The sequence below is a fragment of the Amaricoccus sp. genome, from assembly GCF_017993425.1.
Lineage (GTDB): Bacteria > Pseudomonadota > Alphaproteobacteria > Rhodobacterales > Rhodobacteraceae > Amaricoccus.
Map to the genome: position 1 here is coordinate 153755 of NZ_JAGOMQ010000001.1, position 20515 is coordinate 174269.

Genomic DNA, 20515 nt, shown 5'->3' on the forward strand with positions numbered 1-20515 from the left:
CGCGTCGTCCACCGCCGTGACCCCGGTCAGCGTCGTGTTGCCGGTGTTCGTCACCACGTAGGTGTAGACGATCTGCTGACCGGCCTGCGTCACCTCCGTCACGTTCGCCGTCTTCACCACGTCGAGCGCCGGCCTGCCGCCGAAGTAGTAGCTCGTGTCATCGTCGATCGGCTTGTCCACGCCGGCCACCGTGGCGCCGCCCGCGTAGGACGGGGTGCCGGTCACGGTGACGGTGTTGGAGTACTGGCCCTCAATGGCGGTTCCGATCGCCTGGTAGACCCAGACCTCGCCGTATTCGAGGATGCCGTTGCCGTTGTCGCCGCTCACGTAACCCGGGGCGAAGTCGTCCGCCGTATTCCCCGGCGTCCCGTTGTCGTCGGTGACGACGATGTCCTTGAGGAAGGTCGTGCTCGCGCCCGGGTTCGGGATCGAGACGTGGTAGGTCCAGGTCACCTGGCCGCCGGGGGCGATGACCGGACCCGTCGGGCCGTCAACGTCGACGCCGTTGGTGAACTTCTCGATGTCGATCTTCGCTTCGTAGTTGATCGGCACGCTCGCGTCGAACTTGATCAACGTCTCGCTGCCGACTTTCAGCTCGCCGATGTTGAGGACGCTGGTCGCGCCGTCGGGCAGATCCTCGAAGTCCTTCACCTTGGTCTGGAAGGTGATGAACTGGGTCTCGCCGGCCACGTTGCCGATCTTGGGGAAGAGCGAATCGGTGTTGGTGAAGCCGGCGCCGTCGAGCGGGAAGGGAGTACCCGAGACGCTGTCGGCGATCTGCACCGTCTGGGTAACACCAAGGTTGTCCACGTAGGTGTAATAGGTCGAGCCCAGGACGTAGTCGGACACCTCGAAGATGTTCGCGCCGGTGATCGGGTCGACGATGGTGAAGGCGCCTTCCTTGACGATCACCCGACCGAAGTTCAGGATATTGATGGTCCATTCCAACACGTCGCCGGGATCGACCTTGGCGTCGCCGTCGAGGTCGCCGTCGGGGATGTCGTCGCCATCGGTGTCGGCGAACCCCACGGACTTGCCGGCGGTGAGCTCGGGCAGCGGCAGGACGGCCGAGCCCATGTCGAGCGAGTTCGGCTGACTGGTCACCGCCGACGGATCCTGACCCCAGGCGACGGCGATGTCGACCGGGTTGCCGTTCGCGTCGGTCGCCCAGATCATGGCGCCCGACATGTCGTTGTCGTTCTCGGAGCCGGCCCCGTTGTCGGCGATCTTCACGCCCTGCAGCGCCGTGACCGCGATGGTGCGGTCAGGCAGGCCGTTGCCGTCGAAGTCGATGAAGAGCGTCGCATTCTGCGTGGCCGTCACCCAGACCACGCTGAAGCTCGACCCGAGCGGGTTGTTCGACGTATTGCCGTAGCCGAGGCCGACCAGGGCCTGCGACGTGAGCTGGTCGGCCGGGATCAGCGGATGGCCCCAGTCGTAGGTCAGCCCGCCGCTGCCGCCGCCGGAGGTGTCGGTCTGGGTGATGGCGTAGAAATCATCCCCGTTCGCCGTGTGGAAGCGGGCGCCGGAGTTGTTCGGAACGCCGTTCGACAGCGCCGAACTGTTCGCGGGAATATTGATGGTCTGGAAACTGGCGTTGCCCGCGACGCCCATCGTCACGGTGATCGCAAAATTGTTGGGGTTATAGAGCCAGACGCGCGTCGGATTGTCACTGCCGTCCCGGGCGAAGACGGGCGTGTAGTAGTCGTCGCTCCACTGGTCGCGCGGCGAGAGCGCATAGGAGCGCGACTCGTAGCTCGAGTTGACGTCGCCGGTGAAGATGTTGGCCTGCACCGGCTTCGTGGCGGTGATCTGCTGGCCCTGCAGGATATTGGTGATGCGGATCGACTCGCCGGCGTCGATGGTGCCCTGCGAGACGCCGTTCAGGAAGACCTCGGTGCCGTCGACCGAGGCCATGACGTGAATCGAGGTCAGCTCGAACGGATCCGTGTCGCCGAAGACGCCGGTGTTCTCGCCGACCGGGGCGACGAAGAGCGTGCCGTAGCGGTCGGTGGCGAAGACCTCGGTGTCGCCGGCGAGGAGCGAGCCGGGATCGCCATTGGTCTGGCCGTTGTGGGTCGGGTAGGCCGCGCGGACGACGGTCACCGGGAAGGAAACGACGATGCGGTCGCCGCCGTCGAAGGTGAAATAGCCGGTGTCGCCGACAAGCTGGAGGTTGACCGAGTTCTCGAGGATGAGCGACTCGCCGCCGTCGAAGACGTCGTCGCCGGGCAGGCCGCTCACGAAGCCCGAGAGGCCGGAGACAGGGAAATTGTTCGTCAGGTCGCCATCGCCCCAGACCGAGGTCGTCGAGCCGAGAGGCAGGGCGTTGTAGTCGGTCTCGTAGCCGTCCTCCCAGTGGTCGTACCAGATCACCGTGCCGGGCGCCGCCACCGCGATCGCGAGCAGCGTCCGGATGTAGCCGTTCTGATTGACGCCGGAGTTGATCTCATCGAAATCGAGGATGAGATCGAGCTCGCGCATCGGCACGTAGTAGGTCTGGATCGGCGTAGCCATGAACGGTTCCCCTCGGACCAATATTTCCCTGTCGGCGCACCTCGCAGCGTGCGCACGGCGTTACTCTTGTGGCCGCCGCCTGCGCCCGACCAAAGCATGTCGGACGCCAGGAGCGGCGTTGCGGACGTGAGGAGGCTTTCTGTTAACTTATTTGTGTTCCACCCCTGCGCCGGAGGATGGGGCCAGCGCAATAAGCTGTCAATGGCGTTTTTTTAATCACTTTTTAGTTGAGTTTATTGCGGCGCCGGCAATCGCTAAGGCCGCAATCCAGCGGCAGGCGGGGCGAACATAGCGCTTGCATATCATAATCCAAGTTATTATATCGCTCGCATGAACCAGATGCCCGCCCCCCTCGGCTTTCTCCTGACGGACGCGACCCGGCTGCTGCGCCGGCGCTTCGAGCAGGCGAGCCGCGACCTTCCCATGACCATGGCGCAGCTGCAGATCCTCGGCCGCCTCTCCAAGGCGGAGGGGATCGGCCAGGCGGCGCTCGCCTCGCTGCTCGAGCTCGAGCCGATGACGGTGAGCCGCCATGTCGACCGCATGGAGGCGGCCGGCCTCGTCGAGCGGCGCTCCGACCCGCGCGACCGGAGGGCCCGGCGGCTCTACACCACGGAGAAGAGCCGGGCGATGATGGCGCCGATGCGCGAGCGGGCGGCGGCGATCTACGACCAGGCGCTCGCGGGGCTCACGGAGGCCGAGCGCGCGGCGCTGCGGGTCGCTCTCGAGACCATGGTCAGCAACCTCACCGGGGCCGAGGACTGCCCCGGCGCCGAGACCGCCGGCGGCCGTGCGGCGGAGAGGATCGCATGAACGCCCGTCCGGACAGCCGCTCCCTCGCAGAGGCCGTCCCCGCCGGGGACGCGCAGCCGGTCGAGCCGCCCGCGCCCCCCCGCCCGAGCCTCCTGCGCCGCAACCTGCTGATCGCGGCGCTGCCGCTCGCGCTCGCGCTCGGGGGCGGCTACGTGTGGGTGACCGGCGGGCGCTTCGTCTCGACCGAGGACGCCTACGTCAAGCAGGACCGCATCTCGGTGCTGCCGCAGGTCAGCGGGCAGATCGCCGAGGCGCTGGTCGCCGAGAACGAGGCCGTCGCGGCCGGGCAGACGCTCTTCGTCATCGACGACGCGACCTATCGCAACGCCGTCGAGGAGGACCGAGCCAGGCTGGAGACGGCGCGGCTCGAGGTGGAGAAGCTGAAGGCCGCCTTCGCGCAGGCGAGCTCCGAGGCGGACACCGCCCGCGACGCGCTCGCCACCGCGCAGACGCGCGACGACCGGCAGCAGGCGCTGCTGAGGTCGGGCGTGATCAGCCAGGCCGCGTCGGACGAGAGCGCGCTGACGCTGCAGGAGGCGCGGGGGGCGCTGGCCGAGGCGGAGAGCCGGGTGCTGAGCGCGCGCGCGGCGCTGGCGGGCGATCCCGACATCCCGACCGACGAGCACCCGGCGGTGCTGCAGGCGATCGCGGCGCTGCACGGGGCGGAGCTCGACCTCGCCCATACCGTCGTCACCGCGCCGGGCGCGGGCGTGGTCGCGCAGACGACCCGGCTGCAGCCGGGCCAGTACGTCACGCCGACGACCGCCGTGATGGCGCTGGTCGCGACCGACCACACCTGGATCGAGGCGAACTTCAAGGAGACCGACCTCGCCCATATCGTGCCGGGCCAGCCGGTCGAGGTGCGCGTCGACGCGTGGCCGGGCAAGGCGATCCGCGGCAAGGTCGACTCGATCGGCGCCGGCACCGGGTCCGAGTTCGCGCTGATCCCGGCGCAGAACGCCAGCGGCAACTGGGTCAAGGTCGTGCAGCGGGTGCCGCTGCGCATCCGGCTCGAGCCGGGGCAGGACGTGCCGCAGCTCCGCGCCGGGATGAGCGCGCTGGTCGAGGTCGACACCGGCCATGCCCGCGGGCTGCCCTCTCCCGTCCGCTCCGTCCTCGCGGCCGTCGGGCTCGCGGAGGCGCCGGCGCAGGCGGCGGAGGCGAGATGAGCGCCGCGGCGGCGAGCCCCGCCGCCGGGGGCAAGGTCGCGCACAAGGGGCTGATCACCGTCTCGATCATGCTCGCGACGATCATGCAGGTGCTCGACACCACGATCGCCAACGTGGCGCTGCCCTCGATGCAGGGCTCGCTCGGCGCGGCGCAGGACCAGATCACCTGGGTCCTCACCTCGTATATCGTCGCGGCGGCGATCATGACCCCGGTGACCGGCTGGCTCTCCGACCGCATCGGGCTGCGGGAGCTCTTCATCGTCTCGACGGCGGGGTTCGTCGTCACCTCGATGGCCTGCGGGCTCGCCACGAGCCTCGGGGAGATGATCCTGTTCCGGGTGCTGCAGGGCGTGTTCGGCGCGGCGCTGGTGCCGCTGTCGCAGACGGTGCTCCTCAACATCAACACGCGCGAGGAGCATGGCCGCGCCATGGCGATCTGGGGCGCGGGGATCATGGTCGGCCCGATCATCGGCCCGACGCTGGGCGGGTGGCTGACCGACAGCTTCAACTGGCGGTTCGTCTTCTACGTCAACCTGCCGGTGGGCATCGTCGCGCTGACGGGGCTCGTCATGTTCCTGCCGCGCTCGGAGCGGCGGCTGCGGAGCTTCGACTTCTTCGGCTTCGCCATGCTGACGGTCGCGATCGGGGCGCTCCAGCTGATGCTCGACCGGGGCGAGCAGGTGGCGTGGTTCGAGAGCCCGGAGACGTGGATCTACCTCGGGTTGACGATCTCCGGCCTCTGGGCCTTCGTCATCCACGTCACGGGGCGGGAGCACGCCTTCATAGACCCGCATATCTTCCGCGACCCGAACTTCGTGATGGCGCTCGTCATGATCTTCATGGTGGGGGTGATCCTGCTCGCCGGGCTGGCGCTGCTGCCGCCGCTGCTGCAGGGGGTGATGGGGTATCCGGTGGTGACGACCGGGATGGTGCTCGCGCCGCGGGGCGTCGGCACGATGATCTCGATGATGGTGGTCGGGCGCATCGTCGGCAAGGTCGACGCGCGGCTCCTGATCCTCGCCGGGCTGTCGCTGACCGCGTTCTCGCTCTGGCAGATGACGCAGTTCTCGCCGCTGATGGACGCGACGCCGATCGTCGTCTCCGGCGTGGTGCAGGGGCTGGGGCTCGGGCTCGTCTTCGTGCCGCTCTCGACGATCGCCTTCGCGACGCTGGAGCCGCGGTTCCGGGCGGATGCGGCGGCGCTGTTCAGCCTCGTGCGCAACATCGGCTCGTCGGTCGGGATCTCGATCGTCGCGGCGGAGCTGTCGCACAACATCATCGTGAACCGCGCCGAGATGACCGCGAAGCTGACCGAGTTCGGGCCGGCGATGGACCAGGTGCTGGCGCTCGGCCTCGACCCGGCGACGATGATCGCGCTCGTCAACAGCCGCATCCAGGCGCAGGCGACCTTCGTGGCCAACATCGACGACTTCAAGCTGATGATGTGGGTGACGCTGGCGGTGATCCCGCTCCTCGCCTTCATGCGCAAGCCCGGCCGGCCGCCCGCCCCGGGGTCCGCGCCGGCGATGGAGTAGCGCCGCCCGCGCGCCGGCCGCGCGCCGGCGCGCGCCGGGGAACGCCCAGACTGCGCTGTTCACGCGTGAATATTCGCTAAGTCATTGATTCCACGTGATCCGACCCTGGCGAGATCCCGACGCGCCACGACACGACAGGAGCCGGTCGCCGCCCGAGGCTGCGGCGCTCGCCCCGACCGAAGCGGGCTCTGCCCGCGAGGCTACGGCGCGACGAGCGAAAGCACGGCTTTCGCCGCGCCGACGGCCGGAGCGCATTGGCGCGGAGGCCGTGGGGGGTCCAGATTTCCACGCACCGCGCCATCCGGCCGTGATCGCCCCGGCGAGCGCGGAATCGCGCTCGCCCCCCGCAGGGGCGATCGCGGACGGATTTGCCACGGGTCAAATCCGTCTGGCTTCACCGTCCCGCACCCTCCCGACCGATATTTCTCTCCACTGTCGTGTAGTGTGCCCGACGCGCCACGACACGACACCAACGCCGTGCCCCCTCATGGCCAGTCGCCCGTGATGCTGCCGGACGAGCCTGAGAAGATGCGAACGGGCGACATCTCGATCATGCTTGTTTGCACGCAAATATAATTCGAAATATATTTGCAAATATTTTGAATATAACGGTGAAAATCATTGCACATTCATCAGCGCCGCATGCATTTCGCGGCGCCGTTCGATTCACTTGAAGCTTGCACGCTTCCTGCCCCGACCGCTCCGCGGCGAGCAGGTTGACATGCGCATGTCAACCTGCGGGAGGCGTCGCGAGGCGAGACGTCGCCGCGGGTCGACCCTTGCCGCCTCCGTCGTGTAGCGTGCCTGACGCGACAGGCCGCGCTCGCCGCTCAATCCGTGCGGCGGCGGGACGTCCAGGGCAGGGGCGCGACGGGGACGCCCTCCTCGACGAGGGCGCGGGCCTCGGAGGGGCGGGCCTCGCCGATGATCGGGCGGGCCTCGGCCTCGCCGGCGTGGATGCGGCGCGCCTCCGCCGCGAAGTCGCGGCCGACGTCCTCGCTGACCGCCTCCACGCGGCGGCGGAACTCGGCCAGCGCCTGCTCGGCCGGCGAGGCGGGGGCGGAAAGCGTGTCGCCGCCCGGCCGCACCTGCGGCGCCATCAGCTCCTTCTCGACGCGCGAGCCGCCGCAGACCGCGCAGGTGAGCAGCGCGGCCGCGTGCAGCCGGTCGTACTCGTCTCCCGAGGCGAACCAGCTGTCGAAGCTGTGGCCGTCGGCGCAGCGGAGGGCGTAGCGGATCATCCCTCCATAGGTAGGCGCCGCCCCGGGCGACGCAATGCCGCTTCCGGCCCGGACGGGCGGCTGGTATGGCTGCGCCGCCCTGCCCGCCTGCCGGAGGTGACATGCCGACCTGGCGCGATCTCGGGATCGCCGCGGCCGTCGTCGGCGGAACCGCCGCCCTCGCCGTCGGCCTCGCCCTGCCGGCGCTCGCCGCGCTCGTGCTCGGCGGCGCGGCGGGCATCGCGCTGGCCGTGGCGACGGGCGGCGCGCGGGCCGGCGGCGAGGCCGTCGCGCCGGCGGGCGCGCACGCCGCGCCGCCCGGCGCGACGGGATCGCCGGCGGGCGCGACGGGATCGCCGCCGGGAGGGCTGATCGCGCGGATCCCCTCGCCGCTGCTGGTGATCGGGCCGACGGGGCGCATCGCCTACGCCAATCCCGCGGCGCTCCGCACCCTGCCGCGGCTGCAGGAGGGCGCGCATTTCGCCAGCCTGATCCGCGCGCCGGCCTTCGTCGAGGCGGTGAGCGCCACCCTCGTCGACAGCGGCGAGCGCAGCCTCGAGTTCGCCACGCGGGAGGGCGCCGCGGAGCGGGTCTTCGACGCGCGGGTCGGGCTCCTGCCGCCGGACGCGGGCTTCGGCCGCGAGGGCCATGCGCTCGTCCTGATCGAGGACCGCACCGAGGCCCGGCGCGTCGAGCAGCTGCGCACCGACTTCATCGCCAACGCCAGCCACGAGCTGCGCACCCCGCTCGCCTCGGTGCTCGGCTACATCGAGACGCTGCAGAACCACGCGAAGGACGATCCCGCGGCGCGCGAGCGCTTCCTCGCCATCATGGCCCGCGAGGCCGGGCGGATGCGCCGGCTCGTCGACGACCTGATGTCGCTGTCGCGCATCGAGATGAGCGAGCACCTGCGCCCGGCGGCGGCGGTCTCGCTCAACGCCATCGCGGCGGAGACCGCCGCCGCGGCGGCGCCGCTCGCGGAGAGGGAGGGCGTGACGCTGCGGGTCGAGCTCGCGCCCGAGGGCGCGACCGTGCTCGGCGACCGCGACCAGCTGGCGCAGGTCTTCGCCAACCTCGTCGACAACGCGGTGAAGTACGCCGGCCCGGGCAGCACGGTGCGCGTGCTCGCCGCCGAGGCGAGCCCCGCCCAGCCGGGCCGCCACGGGGTCTGCGTCGCCGACGACGGTCCCGGCATCCCGCGCGAGCACCTGCAGCGGCTGACGGAGCGGTTCTACCGGGTGAACGCCGCGGCAAGCCGCGCCAAAGGCGGCACCGGGCTCGGCCTCGCCATCGTCAAGCACATCCTGAACCGCCACCAGGGCCGCATCGAGATCGCCTCGACCCCGGGCAAGGGGGCGGCGTTCACCGTCTGGCTGCCGCGCGCCGAGACTGCCGCGGACTGAGGGGGGCGCACAGGGCCTTGCGACGGGGAAGCGAGCGCCGCGCCCGTGGCAGGCCGCGACGGCGCCGCCAGACGGATTTGACCCGTGGCAAATCCGTCCGCGCTCGCCCCTCGGGGGGCGAGCGCGTTGCCGCGCTCGCCGGGGCGATCACGGACGGATTGCGCGCTCCCGGAGAAATCTGCGCTCCTCACGGCCTCCGCGCGCAACCGCGCTCCAGCCGTCGGCGCGGCGAAAGCAGGGCTTTCGCTTGTCGCGCCGTGGCCTCGCGGGCAAGCCCGCTTCGGTCGATCGGAGGCCCCTCCGGGCGCGCGGGCGTCGTCCGGGGCACGCGGCCCCGCGAGGTTCACAAAACCGTCGCATCCCTGCAATAATCGTGTCGCCGGCCGGGATATACTCGCGGCCCAGGCAACAGGGAGGACCGCGGCGCGCCGCGGTCGGACGCGATGGCGCATATCGTCTCCAGCTTCGACGAGGATCTCGTCCAGGTGCAGGCGCGGATCTCCGAGATGGGCGGGCTCTGCGAGGAGCTGCTCTCCAAGGCGCTCGAATCCGTGCAGAACCGCGACGCCCGCCTCGCGCGGGAGGTGATCGAGCGCGACCGGGCGCTCGACGCGCTCGAATCCGCGCTCGAGGAGCAGGTGGTCAAGGTGATCGCGCTGCGCCAGCCGATGGCGGCGGACCTGCGCGTGCTGATCTCGGCGATGAAGATCGCCAACACGCTGGAGCGGATCGGCGACCTCGCCAAGAACATCGCCAAGCGGGCGATCCCGCTCTCCTCCTCGCGCACGGTGAAGCTCACCAACTCGATCGTGCGTATGGGGCGGGCGACGCTGGCGCAGCTCTCCGACGTGCTGAACGCCCATGCCTCGCGCGACGTCGACCTCGCGGTGCAGATCTGGAACCAGGACTACGAGATCGACGAGATGTACAACGCGATCTTCCGCGAGCTCGTCACCTACATGGTCGAGGACAGCCGGCTGATCGGCGTCGGCGCGCACCTGCTGTTCCTCGCCAAGAACCTCGAGCGGATCGGCGACCACACCACGCACATCTCGGAGATGGTCTACTATATAGTGACGGGCCAGCGCCTCGGCGACGACCGCCCCAAGGGCGAGCCGAGCGGCATCGAGTTCGTCGGCGAGTAAGGGGGCGGGGCGATGTGCGCCAAGGTGCTGGTGGTCGAGGACGAGGAGGCGATCAGCCACCTCCTCGCCTACAACCTCGAGAAGGAGGGCTTCTCGGTCGCGACCTGCGCCGACGGCGACGACGCGCTGACCGCGGTCGACGAGGAGAAGCCCGACCTCGTGCTGATGGACTGGATGCTGCCGAACGTCTCGGGGGTCGAGCTGTGCCGGCGGATGCGGATGGGCGCGGAGACCCGCGAGATCCCGGTGATCCTGCTGACCGCGCGGGGCGAGGAGGAGGACCGGGTGCGCGGGCTCGACGTCGGCGCCGACGACTACGTGACGAAGCCGTTCTCGATGTCGGAGCTGGTGGCGCGGGTGCGCGCGGTGCTGCGGCGGACCGCGCCGGCGCTCGCGGGCGACGTGGCGAGCTTCGCCGACCTCGTGCTCGACCGGCAGAACTGCCGGGTGCGGCGGGGCAAGCGCGACGTGCATCTCGGGCCGACCGAGTTCCGCCTGCTCGACGTGCTGTTGCAGCGGCCGGGCCGGGTCTACTCGCGGGAGCAGCTGCTCGACCGGGTCTGGGGGCAGGACGTCTACGTGGAGATCCGCACGGTGGACGTGCATATCGGCCGGCTGCGCAAGGCGCTCAACCGGGGCGGCGATCGCGACCCGATCCGCACGGTGCGCGCGACGGGCTATGCGCTGGACGAGACCTACGCCGGCTGATCGCCCGGGGGACGAATAACCCCCGGCCGATTGTCGCCTCGGCCGGGGGCACCTCGCCGGTATGGTTCGCAGTTCAATAAAATCTTATCAACAATGTATCTGGACCGGAGCACGAGCCGGGGCGAGTCGCATCCACCATTTGATGTATGCCGCGCATCATTCTTGCGCGGCGGCGGGTCTCAACCGCGAGGCGATCGCCCGGGGGGAGCGTCCCGGGGGGCAAGGCGATCGCGCGGGGGCCGGTCAGCGGCCTCCGGCGCGGCGGTCGCGGCGGGCGGACATCGGCTGGAAGGCGACCGCGACATGGGTCTCGCAATAGGGCTTGCCGGCGACGCAGGGCAGGCCGCAGAACCAGAAATCGTCGGTGGCCGGGTCGCCGATCGGCCATTTGCAGGTGCGCTCGGTCAGCTGCATCAGGGTGAGGCGGCGGGCCTTCTTGGCGACCTCGGCGAGGTTCGCGAGCGCCTCCGGGCTGATCTCCGAGCCGGCGGGCGGCAGCGGCTGGCCGTTGACGGCGACGGGCGGCTTCGGCCGGGCGGGGCTCGCCAGCGGCTCGCGGGCGCGGGGCTGGGCGGCCTCGAGGGGGACGGCCTCGACGGCGGCTTCCGTCTCGGCGGCGGGCGCGGCGGCGGCCTCGGCGGCGTGGCCGGGGGCGTCGCCGTCCTCGAGGCGCTCGCCGTTCGGGCCGCGGTTCGACAGGCCGAGCCGGTGGACCTTGCCGATGACGGCGTTGCGGGTGACGCCGCCGAGCTCGCGGGCGATCTGGCTCGCGCTCTTTCCCTCGGCCCACATGGCCTTCAGCGTCTCGACGCGTTCGTCGGTCCAGGACATCACGGCGGGCTCCCTCGCTCATCGGCACGAAACCCGGGCGGAGGGCCAGGTCCCGAAGGTCGCTCATTCTAGCCGCCGGGGCGGCGGACACAACCCGGGCTGCTGCGCGGCCTCGGCGGCCCTTGTCCCGAAACGACACGCCGACCGGAAAACGACGCCTGTTCTGACGGGGACGGACGCGCGCCGCGGCGATTCCGCGGGGATCATCGCCGCGGGGCGCGGCGGGACGCGGGGCGGGAAACGCCGGGGCCGGCGCAAGGGGGGACGGGATGGCCACTTTCATCGTGACGAACAATGCCGACAGCGGCGCGGGATCGCTCCGGCAGGCGGCGCTCGACGCGAACGCCAGCGGCGGCGCGGACACGATCAGCTTCGACGCGGGCTTCTTCGACGGCGAGGCGGCGGACGTGATCCGGCTGACCGGCGGCCCGATCAACGTAAGCGGGGAGCTGACCATCGACGGCGGCGCGGCGCGCGTCGTCATCACCGGCGACGCGAACGGCGACGACGTGGTCGGCGCCGACGGGATAACGGACGTCGACGCCTCCGGCGCGGCGCTCCTCGACGACAACAGCCGCATCTTCGAGGGCGCCGCGACGCTGACGCTCGACGGCCTCACGCTGACCGGCGGCCGGACGACGGCGGACACCAGCCATGGCGGCGCGGTCGCCGTGAACGTGGTGACGCTGGTCAATTCCACGATCGCGGGCAACAGCACCGCCGGCGATTTCTCGCGCGGCGGCGGGATCGTCGCCTACGTGCTGCATGTGGAGAACAGCGAGATCCGCGACAACCGGACGTCGGGCTTCGCAGCGAACGGCGGGGGCGCGTTCGTGTTCACCTCGGCCGAGATCGTCGGCAGCACGATCAGCGGCAATGCGGCGACCGGATACGTCGCCTATGGCGGCGGCCTCTACGCGGTGACGGCGACCCTCGCCAACAGCACGGTGAGCGGCAACCGCGTGACGGGCGCGCTCGGCTTAGGCGGCGGGATCGCCGGCGACTTCGCCGAGCTGACCAGCACCACGGTGACCGGCAACGCCGCCACCGGAGCCAATAGCGCGGCCGGGGGCATCTTCGTCGCGAACTTCGAGCTGACCGACAGCATCGTGCTCGGCAACGTCGCGACGAACGTCGCGTCCAGCGAGATCGGCGGCAATGCGACCCTCGCCGGCGGCAACATCGTCGGCACGAACCTCTTCGACGGGACGGACGACGTGGGCGACGTGACCGCGGCCGACGTCTACGCCGAGACGGCGGCGATCGCGCCCGGGGTGCTGGCGGGCGTCCTCGCCGACAACGGCGGGCCGACGCGGACGGTGCTGATCCGCGCCGGCGGCGCGGCGGTGGATGCGGGCGGGACGACGGCGCTCGCGACCGACCAGCGCGGCGAGGCGCGGGTCTCGGGCGACGCGGCCGACCTCGGGGCGGTCGAGCTGCAGCGCGAGGCGGGCGGCCTCGTGGTGACGACGGCCGCGGACGTGGTGGACGCCTTCGACGGGCTGACCTCGCTGCGCGAGGCGGTGGCCTTCGCCGACGCGCAGGCGGGGGCGGACACGATCACCTTCGACGCCTCGGTCTTCGACGGCGAGGCTGCGGACGTCATCCGGTTGACCGGCGGGCAGATCGGGATCGCCGGGGCGCTGACCATCGACGGCGGGGCTGCGCGGGTGGTGATCACCAGCGACGCGGGCGGGAACGACGTGGTCGACGCGCGGGGGATCACCGACGTCGACGCGAGCCTCGCGGCGGGGGGCATGGACGACAACGGGCGGATCTTCGCCGCGACGGCGGCGCTGACGCTCGACGGGCTGGTCCTGACCGGCGGGCGGGCGTTCGGGCAGGGCGGCGCGGCGATCGGCCGCGGCGGCGCGATCCACGGCACGGACGTGACGCTGATCGACAGCGAGATCGCGGGGAACGTCGTGACGGCCTATATCGGGTCGGGCGGCGCCGTTTACGCCACCGGAACGCTGCGGCTCACCGGCAGCACGGTGAGCGGCAACGCCGTCATCGGCGCCTACGCCGGCGGCGGCGGCGCCTTCGCCGACAGCGCCATCCTCGTCAACTCGACGATCAGCGGCAACCGCGCGACGGGAGGCGACGGGGGCTACGGCGGGGGCGTCCTCACGCGGAACTCGCTCTCGGCGCAGAACGTCACGGTCACCGGCAACAGCGTCGAGGGCGACACCGCGATCGGGGCGGGGCTTCTGGCCAGCGGGACGCTGACGCTCGCCGACAGCATCGTGCTTGGCAACCACGGGGCCGACGGGGCCTTCGGGTTCGGGTCGACGGCGCTCGTCGGCGGCAACATCCTCGACGGCGACCTCCTCGACGGATCGACCGACGTGGGCGACGTGACCGCCGCGGCGGTGTTCGCCCAGACGGCGGAGATCGCGCCCGGGGTGCTGGCGGGCGTGCTGGCCGACAATGGCGGGCCGACGCGGACGGTGGCGATCCTCGCGGACGGGCCGGCGGCGGGGGCGGCGGATCCGGCGAGCGCGACGGCCGCGGACCAGCGCGGGGAGGCCCGCGACGCGGCGCCGGACCTCGGGGCCTACGAGGCGGCGCAGCCGGATCTGGAGAAGGCGGGCACGATCGGCTTCGCGCTGCTGCAGATCGACACCAACGGCAAGGCGAAGGGCGGCGCGATCAACGCGCCGGCGCCGGCGGAGCTGAACGACATCGACCCGGCCTGGGTGCGCCCGGCGTCGAAGGGCCTCGCGTTCCGCCAGCTCGTCGCGCTCGTCGACGACGACGGCGATCCGGGGACGGGCGCGGCGGCGCTGAAGGGCTTCGACGCGGCGATGAACCTCTCGGACGCGGGCAAGGCCGGGCGGGTGACCTCGCTCGCCGTCGACAACGGCGGCGACGATCCGGTGCTGGTGCGGGGCTGGGGCCGGATCGCCCGCGACGACGCGGGCGACCTGACCGACGCGGTGCGCTTCGACGCCGGGCGCGGCTTCGGGCTCGACAACGCCCGCGACGGCTCGACCATGGCGCGCTGGCTCAACAATGGGGACTCGCTCGACTTCGCGCTGGCCGACGCCGAGATCGCCGCGGCGCGCTTCACCGTCGCGGTCCGCAACGCCGACGGGCGGAGCGCCACCCGCGAGACCGCGACGCTCGCGCTCGACTTCGACGGCGACGCCATCGTCGAGCGGAGCGGCCGCGGCTTCGACACCGACGCGCTCGTGCTGATCGGCGTCCACAACCGCGAGACGGTGGAGATCGACTTCCTGGCCGAGGAGATCCGGGTGGCCGGCGCGCTGGTGGGCGGGGTCGGCGCGGGGTTCTGGGACGCCTTCGCGGCCGAGGGCTCGGACAACCTGACGATCGGCACGCGCGCCGACGACCGGGTGGGGCTGGCGCTGTCGGGGCTGGAGCTCGACTATGTCTGACGCCGCCGTCTGACGCGGGGGAAGCGCGTTCAGAGCGCCGCCAGCGCCGCGAGCATCCCGGCGCGGTCGGGCCGCGGCGCGATCACCCGGCGGAGCGGCTCCGGCGCGGCGTGGGCCGCGTCGGCGGCGGCGCTGAGCGAGACGAGCGTCACCCCGCCGAGCGGCCAGCCCGCCGCCCGCGCCGCCGCCGCGAAGAGCGCCGCCGAGCGCGGCGAGAACGCCGTGGCCACCGAGACGCCGCCGGCGGCGAGGAGCGCCGCCGCGTCGGGCGGCGGGGGCACGGCGACCTGCTCGTAGAGCTCGAGCGCCCGCGCCGCCGCGCCGGCCGCGCGCAGCCGCCCGACCAGGTCGCCCGCGGCATGGACGCCGCGCACATGCACGAGATCGCCCGCCCCCGGCCGCGCCCGGGCCAGCGCCAGCCGGGCCAGCGCCTCGACGTCGCCGCCGGCCGATTCCGCCGCGAGCCCCGCCGCCCGCGCCGCCTCGGCGGTCATGTCGCCGACGCAGAGCGCCGGCAGGCCCCGCTCGGCGCTCGCCGCGGCGAAGGCCTCGACCCCGTTCGCCGAGGAGAACAGCAGCGCCTGCGCGCCCGCGAGATCGACCGGCGCCGTCCGCGGCGCGATGGCGAGGAGCGGCGCGAGCACCGGCGCGAACCGCCCGGGCAGCGCCGCCTCGACCGCCGCCGCGAAGGCCTCCGCCTGCGGGCGCGGCCGGGTGATCAGCAACCTCCGCGCCATGCCCGGCCCCTCCCCTCGCTTGCGCTCGCCGCGGCCCGGGTGCTACGCCCGACCCCTGTGCCACGCAACCGCGGAGTCCGCCCCCTGGCGCGCGACATCATCCAGATCGAGGAGGACGCGCCCGCGAGAACGCAGGGCGGGCGGGAGATCGTCCTCCTCGGGCTCGAGAGCACCTGCGACGACACCGCCGCCGCGCTGGTCCGCGCCCGCCCCGGCGCGCCCATGGGCGAGATCCTCGGCCGCGCCGCCCGCGGCCAGCGCGAGCTGCACGCGGCCTTCGGCGGCGTCGTCCCCGAGATCGCCGCCCGCGCCCATGCCGAGCGGCTCGACACGGTGACGGCCGAGGCGCTGGCCGACGCCGGCCTCGGCCTCGACGCGGTGGACGCCGTCGCCGTCGCCGCCGGGCCGGGGCTGATCGGCGGCGTGCTGGCCGGGGTGATGTTCGCCAAGGGCCTCGCCGCCGCGCGCAGCCTGCCGCTCGTCGGGGTCAACCACCTCGCCGGCCATGCGCTGACCCCGCGCCTCGTCGCCGACCTCGGCTTCCCCTACCTCGTGCTGCTCGTCTCCGGCGGCCATTGCCAGTTCCTCGCCGTCGACGGGCCGGAGCGCTTCCGCCGCCTCGGTGGCACCATCGACGACGCGCCGGGCGAGGCTTTCGACAAGGTGGCGAAGCTCCTCGGCCTGCCGCAGCCCGGCGGGCCCGAGGTCGAGGCCGCGGCGGCCGCCGGCGACCCCGGCCGCTTCGACCTGCCCCGGCCGCTCCTCGACCGCGAGGGCTGCGACCTGTCGTTCTCCGGGCTCAAGACCGCCGCGCGTCGCGCCCGCGACCGCCTGACCGAGACGCAGGGCGGCCTTACCCGCGCCGACCGCGCCGACCTCTGCGCCAGCTTCCAGGCCGCGGTCGCCGACACCCTCGCCGAAAAGTCGCGCCGGGCGCTCGCCGCCTTCGCCGCCGAGCGGCCCGGCGCGCCGCTCGCCTTCGCCGTCGCCGGCGGGGTCGCCGCCAACGCGGCGATCCGCGCCGCGCTCGCCCGGGTCGCCGACGACGCCGGCGCCCGCTTCCTCGCGCCGCCGCTGGCGCTCTGCGGCGACAACGGCGCCATCGTCGCCTGGGCGGCCGCCGAGCGCCTCGCCGTCCGCGGCCCCGACGACATGAGCCTCGCCGCCCGCCCGCGCTGGCCGCTCGACACGAAGGCCGCCCCGATGCTCGGCGCCGGCCGCAAGGGCGCCAAGGCATGAGGGGCGCCACGGGACCGGGGAGCCCACGTCCGGTCCGGGACAGGTCGCGCCGTCGAAGCCCGACGGATTTGACCCGCGGCAAATCCGTCCGCGCTCGCCCCTGCGGGGGGCGAGCGCGTCGCCGCGCTCGCCGGGGCGCTCACGGACGGATTGCGCGCTACGGGGAAATCTGCGCCCCTGACGGCCTCCGCGCCAACGCGCTCCGGCCGTCGGCGCGGCGAAAGCAGTGCTTTCGCCTGTCGCGCCGTAACCTCGCGGGCAAGGCCCGCTTCGGACGTTCGGCGCCACCCGGCTCCAGCACGGACGCCCCGTGCCGGGCGGCGCGCATGCACCCGCCGCACGCCTCCCCCCGCCCGGCCTGCCCCCGGGAGCCCCGCGCATGATCGGCGTCGTCGGCGCCGGGGCCTTCGGCTCCGCCCTCGCCGCGGTCGAGGCCGCCGCCGGCCGCGAGGTGCGCCTCTGGGGTCGCCGCCCGCCCGAGCCGCCCGCCGGCGTCGAGGCGGTCGGCGACCTCGCCGCGCTCGCCGGCGCCGAGGCGATCCTGCTCGTCGTCCCGGCCCAGGCCACCGGACCCTTCCTCTCCGCGTACGGGGCCGCGCTACCCGACGGCCCGCTCGTCCTCTGCGCCAAGGGCGTCGACGCCCGCTCCTTCCGCCTCCAGACCGAGATCGCCGCCGCCGCGCTGCCCGACCGGCCGCTCGCGGTGCTGACCGGCCCGGGCTTCGCCGCCGAGATCGCCCGGGGCCTGCCCACCGCGCTGACGCTCGCCTGCGCCGACCCCGAGCTCGGCCCGGCCCTCCAGCACGCGCTCTCCACCCCGCGGCTGCGCCTCTACCTGACCGACGACGTCGTCGGCGCCCAGCTCGGCGGCGCGATCAAGAACGTCGTCGCCATCGGCTGCGGCCTGATCGAGGGCGCGGGCCTCGGCCAGTCCGCCCGCGCCGCGCTGATGACCCGCGGCTTCGCCGAGATGACCCGCCTCGCCACGGCGCTCGGCGGCCGGCCCGAGACGATCGCCGGGCTCTCCGGCCTCGGCGACCTCGCGCTGACCTGCGGCTCGGCGATGTCGCGCAACTTCGCCCTCGGCCGCGCCCTCGGGGCCGGGCTGCCGATGCCGGAGGGCACCGTCGAGGGCGTCGCGACCGCGCGCGCCGCCTGCGAGCTCGGGGCCCGCCACGGCGTCGAGCTGCCGATCGCCGCCGCCGTCGCCGACGTCCTCGACCGCCGCGCCACGCTCGCCGAGGCGATGGAGGCCCTGCTCGCCCGCCCGCTCAAGGAGGAATGAATGCCGCTCTATGCGCTGATCTGCGACGACAAGCCCGGCGGCCAGGAGATCCGCGCCGCCAACCGCGCCGCCCATCTCGACTACCTGCGGGACACCGGGGTCGTCGTCCTCGCCGGCCCGTTCCAGGACGACGCCGGCGGCATGACCGGCTCGCTCCTCGTCCTCGACGTCGCCGACCGCGCCGCCGCCGAGGCCTGGGCCGCCGCCGATCCCTACGCCCGCGCCGGGCTCTTCGCCAGCGTGGCGATCCGCCCGTGGAAGAAGGTGGTCGGGTAAGCCTCGCCGCGCTGGCGCCCTTGCCGCGGAGCAGCCGCTTCGCCGGGCCCAGCCGCGTGGAGGCTTGCGCCGGTCAGCCGGCGCTGCGAGCCTCGCGGTTCCGAACGAGGAGGGAGGCCGCCATGGCGCACTGGTTGTTCAAGTCCGAGCCCGACACCTGGTCGTGGGACATGCAGGTCGCGAAGGGCGACGCCGGGCAGGAATGGGACGGGGTGCGCAACTTCCAGGCCCGCAACAACATGAAGGCGATGCAGAAGGGCGACCTCGGGTTCTTCTACCATTCCGGCGACGAGCGGGCCGTGGTCGGGGTCGTCGAGGTGATCGCCGAGGCCCATGCCGACTCCACCGCGGAGGACGGCCGCTGGCAATGCGTCGACCTCCGCGCGGTCGCGCCCTTCCCGGCCCCCGTCACCCTCGACGCCTGCAAGGCCGAGCCGCGCCTCGCCGACATGGTGCTGGTGCGGAACTCCCGCCTCTCGGTCCAGCCCGTCGCCGACGCGGAATGGGCGGTAGTCTGCGAGATGGGCGGCTACCGCGGGTGATACGCTCGCCGGGCGCCTCCATCCCTGCCGATGCTGCCTTGAGATGTCGGCGGGTCAGGGCGAAGGGAGGCCTGGCGCGCCGGAGCGCGCCCCGGGCCGGGCGCCACGCCGCATGACGCCTGCTTGCCCTGCCCGAGGACGGACGCGCACGCCGGGCGACCGAAGCGGGCTTGCCCGCGAGGCTACGGCGCGACAAGCGAAAGCCCGGCTTTCGCCGCGCCGACGGCTGGAGCGCGGTTGCGCGCGGAAGCCGTGAGGGGCGCCGATTTCTGCGGAAGCGCGCCATCCGTCCGTGAGCGCCCCGGCGAGCGCGGCAACGCGCTCGCCCCCCGCAGGGGCGATCGCGGACGGATTTGCCGCGGGTCAAATCCGTCTGGCGTCCCCGTCGCGGCCTGCTTCCGGCCAGGTTTTCTCTCCACTGGGGTTGCGTGTGCCATGCCGCCACGGCCGGCAAGGTCCCCTTCACGATTACGCAGAATCAATGGCTTAGCGAATTTTCACGCGTGAACACACCCCCCGCGCCGCAGCGGCTGGCGCGGGCGGCGGGCGCGTGCTAGAGGCCCGGGCGTGCGTGACAGCTTCACCCATTTCGTGCTCGGCGTCCTGCTCGCGCTCATGCTGGGCTGGGTGCTGGCGGTCGGGCGGCCGGTGCTGCTGCCGCTCGTCTCCGGGCTGATCCTCGCCTATATCGTGCTCGGCCTCGCCGACCTCGTCGGGCGCGCGCCCGGGCTCGGCCGGCTGCCGCGGATCGTGCGCTACGTGCTCTCGCTCGGGCTGATCGCCGGGGCGGTGGGATTGCTGGTCTGGATCGTCGTCGGGGCGGCCGGGCAGATCGCCGCCGCGGCGCCGCAGTACCAGGGCCGCCTGCTCGCCGAGATCCAGGCCTGGGCCGTCCGCTTCGGGGTCGAGACCGAGCCGACGTGGCAGACCATCCGCGACGACCTGCTGCGCCTCATCAACCTCCAGCGCCTGATCGGCCTCGCCTTCGCCTCCGCAACCGCGCTGGTGGCGACCGCCGCGATCGTGGTGATCTACGCGGCCTTCATGGTCGCCGAGAAGGACGCCTTCGCCGGCAAGATCGCCCGCCTCTCCGACGACCCCGAGCAGATCGCCCGCATCCACGGCGTCATCGCCGACGTCAACGCAAGGATCGGCGCCTACCTGGTGCTGAAGACCCTGATCAACATCCTGCTCGGCACGCTCAGCTACGCCATCCTCCACGTCGCGGGGGTGGATTTCGCCGGGTTCTGGGCGATCCTGATCGGCCTCGTGAACTACATCCCCTATCTCGGCTCGTTCATCGGGGTGTTCTTCCCCACCGCCATGGCGATCGTCCAGTTCGCCGCCTTCGGCCCGGTCGCCGTCCTCGTCGCCGCCCTCTCCGCCGCGCAGGCCCTCGTCGGCAATTTCATCGAGCCCTGGGTGATGGGAAGCTCGCTCAACCTCAGCCCGCTCGTCATCCTCGTCAGCCTCGTCGTCTGGACCGCCCTCTGGGGCGTGCCGGGCGCCATCCTCTCGGTGCCGATGATGGCGATCCTCGTCATCGTCCTCTCGGAGTTCCGCGGCGCCCGCCCCCTCGCCGTCCTGCTCTCCCGCGACGGCGACATCGGCCCCCACCGCCGCGAGGCGTGAATCCCGACCGTGCCATGCACGCCACGGGCATCCTACGAAAGTTGCGAACGAGACGTTACGGG

Annotated in this window: 16 protein-coding genes; 12 read left to right on the plus strand and 4 right to left on the minus strand. The window is 72.6% G+C overall.

Annotated features, from left to right (window positions below; translation table 11 throughout):
- A partial coding sequence (locus tag KBB57_RS00700) for a hypothetical protein (protein WP_290745244.1) occupies positions 1 to 2517 on the minus strand: 2517 nt, incomplete at its 3' end.
- A gap of 330 nt (positions 2518 to 2847) precedes the next feature.
- Between KBB57_RS00700 and KBB57_RS00705 the strand changes: the two genes are divergently transcribed.
- From KBB57_RS00705 to KBB57_RS00715, 3 genes are read left to right on the plus strand one after another with little or no spacing between them, the layout of a single operon-like run.
- Entirely contained in the window at positions 2848 to 3330 is a 483-nt protein-coding gene (locus KBB57_RS00705; protein WP_290745247.1) for a MarR family winged helix-turn-helix transcriptional regulator, read from the plus strand.
- Positions 3327 to 4499 (plus strand): HlyD family secretion protein, encoded by a 1173-nt coding sequence (locus KBB57_RS00710; RefSeq protein ID WP_290745249.1) that lies wholly within the window; start codon positions 3327 to 3329, stop codon positions 4497 to 4499. The genes KBB57_RS00705 and KBB57_RS00710 overlap by 4 nt, the downstream gene beginning before the upstream one ends.
- Complete coding sequence (locus KBB57_RS00715; RefSeq protein WP_290745252.1) at positions 4496 to 6034, plus strand: DHA2 family efflux MFS transporter permease subunit; 1539 nt, start codon at positions 4496 to 4498, stop codon at positions 6032 to 6034. Before KBB57_RS00710 ends, KBB57_RS00715 begins: the two co-directional genes overlap by 4 nt.
- 830 nt (positions 6035 to 6864) lie before the next feature.
- Here the strand turns inward: KBB57_RS00715 and KBB57_RS00720 are convergent.
- On the minus strand, positions 6865 to 7275 hold the full coding sequence (locus KBB57_RS00720; RefSeq protein WP_290745255.1) for a DUF1178 family protein: 411 nt from the start codon (positions 7273 to 7275) through the stop codon (positions 6865 to 6867).
- Positions 7276 to 7376: 101 nt separating this feature from the next.
- Here KBB57_RS00720 and KBB57_RS00725 point away from each other — a divergent pair, with 101 nt between their 5' ends.
- The 3 genes from KBB57_RS00725 (at position 7377) to phoB (ending at position 10510) form a co-directional block, all read left to right on the plus strand.
- A complete protein-coding gene (locus tag KBB57_RS00725; RefSeq protein ID WP_290745258.1) occupies positions 7377 to 8657 on the plus strand; it encodes an ATP-binding protein in 1281 nt (426 codons plus the stop codon).
- 443 nt (positions 8658 to 9100) lie between these two features.
- Positions 9101 to 9802, plus strand: coding sequence for a phosphate signaling complex protein PhoU (gene phoU, locus KBB57_RS00730; RefSeq protein WP_290745260.1), 702 nt, complete (start codon positions 9101 to 9103; stop codon positions 9800 to 9802).
- Between the two features lie 12 nt (positions 9803 to 9814).
- The gene (phoB, locus tag KBB57_RS00735; protein WP_290745263.1) at positions 9815 to 10510 is read left to right on the plus strand and encodes a phosphate regulon transcriptional regulator PhoB; all 696 of its coding nucleotides are present in this window, start codon (positions 9815 to 9817) and stop codon (positions 10508 to 10510) included.
- Between the two features lie 243 nt (positions 10511 to 10753).
- Here phoB and KBB57_RS00740 read toward each other — a convergent pair whose 3' ends face one another.
- Entirely contained in the window at positions 10754 to 11341 is a 588-nt protein-coding gene (locus KBB57_RS00740) for a GcrA family cell cycle regulator (RefSeq protein WP_290745266.1), read from the minus strand.
- Positions 11342 to 11610: 269 nt separating this feature from the next.
- Here KBB57_RS00740 and KBB57_RS00745 point away from each other — a divergent pair, with 269 nt between their 5' ends.
- Complete coding sequence (locus tag KBB57_RS00745; RefSeq protein WP_290745269.1) at positions 11611 to 14742, plus strand: choice-of-anchor Q domain-containing protein; 3132 nt, start codon at positions 11611 to 11613, stop codon at positions 14740 to 14742.
- Positions 14743 to 14771: 29 nt separating this feature from the next.
- On the opposite strand, the gene KBB57_RS00750 is transcribed toward KBB57_RS00745, so the two are convergent.
- Positions 14772 to 15479: a uroporphyrinogen-III synthase gene (locus tag KBB57_RS00750; protein ID WP_290745272.1), complete on the minus strand. Its 708-nt coding sequence runs from the start codon at positions 15477 to 15479 to the stop codon at positions 14772 to 14774.
- Positions 15480 to 15626: 147 nt separating this feature from the next.
- Here KBB57_RS00750 and tsaD point away from each other — a divergent pair, with 147 nt between their 5' ends.
- The 5 genes from tsaD to KBB57_RS00775 all read left to right on the plus strand — a co-directional run bounded on the left by tsaD (position 15627) and on the right by KBB57_RS00775 (position 20453).
- Positions 15627 to 16718 carry a tRNA (adenosine(37)-N6)-threonylcarbamoyltransferase complex transferase subunit TsaD gene (tsaD, locus tag KBB57_RS00755; protein WP_290745406.1) on the plus strand — a complete coding sequence of 364 codons (1092 nt, stop codon included), beginning with the start codon at positions 15627 to 15629 and terminating at the stop codon, positions 16716 to 16718.
- 379 nt (positions 16719 to 17097) lie between these two features.
- Positions 17098 to 18003 carry an NAD(P)H-dependent glycerol-3-phosphate dehydrogenase gene (locus KBB57_RS00760; RefSeq protein WP_290745275.1) on the plus strand — a complete coding sequence of 302 codons (906 nt, stop codon included), beginning with the start codon at positions 17098 to 17100 and terminating at the stop codon, positions 18001 to 18003.
- Positions 18004 to 18279, plus strand: coding sequence for a YciI family protein (locus KBB57_RS00765; protein WP_290745278.1), 276 nt, complete (start codon positions 18004 to 18006; stop codon positions 18277 to 18279).
- A gap of 122 nt (positions 18280 to 18401) precedes the next feature.
- The gene (locus tag KBB57_RS00770) at positions 18402 to 18821 is read left to right on the plus strand and encodes an EVE domain-containing protein (RefSeq protein WP_290745281.1); all 420 of its coding nucleotides are present in this window, start codon (positions 18402 to 18404) and stop codon (positions 18819 to 18821) included.
- 567 nt (positions 18822 to 19388) lie between these two features.
- Complete coding sequence (locus tag KBB57_RS00775) at positions 19389 to 20453, plus strand: AI-2E family transporter (RefSeq protein WP_290745284.1); 1065 nt, start codon at positions 19389 to 19391, stop codon at positions 20451 to 20453.
- Positions 20454 to 20515: the final 62 nt, after the last annotated feature.

Coding starts and splice junctions, on each gene's coding strand:
- KBB57_RS00705 (WP_290745247.1), top strand. CDS start 2,848: ATGAACCAGATGCCCGCCCCCCTCGGCTTTCTCCTGACGGACGCGACC.
- KBB57_RS00770 (WP_290745281.1), top strand. CDS start 18,402: ATGGCGCACTGGTTGTTCAAGTCCGAGCCCGACACCTGGTCGTGGGAC.
- KBB57_RS00740 (WP_290745266.1), bottom strand. CDS start 11,341: ATGTCCTGGACCGACGAACGCGTCGAGACGCTGAAGGCCATGTGGGCC.
- KBB57_RS00715 (WP_290745252.1), top strand. CDS start 4,496: ATGAGCGCCGCGGCGGCGAGCCCCGCCGCCGGGGGCAAGGTCGCGCAC.
- KBB57_RS00710 (WP_290745249.1), top strand. CDS start 3,327: ATGAACGCCCGTCCGGACAGCCGCTCCCTCGCAGAGGCCGTCCCCGCC.
- KBB57_RS00720 (WP_290745255.1), bottom strand. CDS start 7,275: ATGATCCGCTACGCCCTCCGCTGCGCCGACGGCCACAGCTTCGACAGC.
- KBB57_RS00725 (WP_290745258.1), top strand. CDS start 7,377: ATGCCGACCTGGCGCGATCTCGGGATCGCCGCGGCCGTCGTCGGCGGA.
- KBB57_RS00745 (WP_290745269.1), top strand. CDS start 11,611: ATGGCCACTTTCATCGTGACGAACAATGCCGACAGCGGCGCGGGATCG.
- KBB57_RS00765 (WP_290745278.1), top strand. CDS start 18,004: ATGCCGCTCTATGCGCTGATCTGCGACGACAAGCCCGGCGGCCAGGAG.
- KBB57_RS00760 (WP_290745275.1), top strand. CDS start 17,098: ATGATCGGCGTCGTCGGCGCCGGGGCCTTCGGCTCCGCCCTCGCCGCG.
- KBB57_RS00750 (WP_290745272.1), bottom strand. CDS start 15,479: ATGGCGCGGAGGTTGCTGATCACCCGGCCGCGCCCGCAGGCGGAGGCC.
- phoB (WP_290745263.1), top strand. CDS start 9,815: ATGTGCGCCAAGGTGCTGGTGGTCGAGGACGAGGAGGCGATCAGCCAC.
- phoU (WP_290745260.1), top strand. CDS start 9,101: ATGGCGCATATCGTCTCCAGCTTCGACGAGGATCTCGTCCAGGTGCAG.